Origin of the sequence: Nitrosospira multiformis (assembly GCF_900110185.1) — a bacterium.
GTDB classification, from domain to species: domain Bacteria; phylum Pseudomonadota; class Gammaproteobacteria; order Burkholderiales; family Nitrosomonadaceae; genus Nitrosospira; species Nitrosospira multiformis_A.
The window spans coordinates 1-1,032 of the sequence record NZ_FOCT01000048.1 but is presented as its reverse complement, the minus strand read 5'-3'; the positions used below and the strand labels follow the sequence as shown (position 1 = coordinate 1,032).

Here is a 1,032-nt window from a genome sequence, read left to right as displayed (position 1 = left end):
TTGGGTAATGTCGGCTTTGCCGCCATCATGAGCGCCACCACGCCAGCCGTTACCGGGCTTGAGAACGACGTGCCGGAAGCCGCGCCATAACCGCCTCCCATAGTCGTCGTCCATATCCCAGCTCCCGGCGCGGCAAGGGAGATGTAGTTTCCGTAGCTCGACCAACTGGCTCTGAAGTCGTTCCCATCTGTAGCGGCTACAGCTACCATCGATGTCGTTACTGCATAATTCTGGAGCACCCCCGTATTTCCGCCACTCACGATAACCAGACCACCTTTATCCTTCATGTATTGCGCCGCGCTGCGGGTGCTCGAACTATCAGTCAATCCGAGGAAGCTGGCATTGGCGACGCGAACCCCGCGGTCTGCCGCATAGATAAGCCCTTGAGAAATCGCACTCCAGGTGGCATACCCATTAGAGCCACTTACCCGGATCGGCATGATCTTCGCCCGTGCCGCCACCGAGGCCACTCCCAGCGCATTATTGCCAGCCGCTGCCGCCGCACCCGCAACCTTGGTTCCATGCCCATAAACATCCGATGTGTTGGAGTTGTTCTCGTAGAAATTCCAGCCCGGCACCAGTTCCGTAGCCAGATCAGGGTGGGTGCTATCGACTCCTGAATCCAGAATGGCGATGATCACACCGCTGCCCAGAGAACTGTCCCAAGCGGACGGAGCACCAATCTTGGGCAAATGCCAGGCGCTGCCATAGTAGGGATCGTTGGGAATGAGCGCAGGTTCGACTTCCTGGTCGATCTCAGCAAACTTGAAGGCCGGATGATGCGCCAGCCTTGCCGCCACCGCCTTCTCGGAAGCATTGCCCGGCAAGTCCACGATGTACAGATCGCTCTGCCCGATCTTCCTGCCCTTGCCGCCATGTTCGCCCAGAATCTTTGCCAGTTCCTTTTCCGGCAGCCCGGCGCGCGGCATGACCAGGATGCGGCCCTTCGCCCAGCCAAGCGGCTTGTTCACTCCAGGTCCCCTGCCCTCCGGAGGCTCTGCACTGGAAATGACCGGAGCCAATCCCAGGAAA

1 protein-coding gene is annotated in these 1,032 nt (G+C 59.4%); it reads right to left on the bottom strand.

Features of this window, described 5'->3' with window-relative positions; translation table 11 throughout:
* On the bottom strand, positions 1-971 hold a 971-nt coding region (locus tag BMY01_RS16925; RefSeq protein ID WP_254772814.1), incomplete at its 3' end, for a S8 family peptidase.
* Positions 972-1,032: the final 61 nt, after the last annotated feature.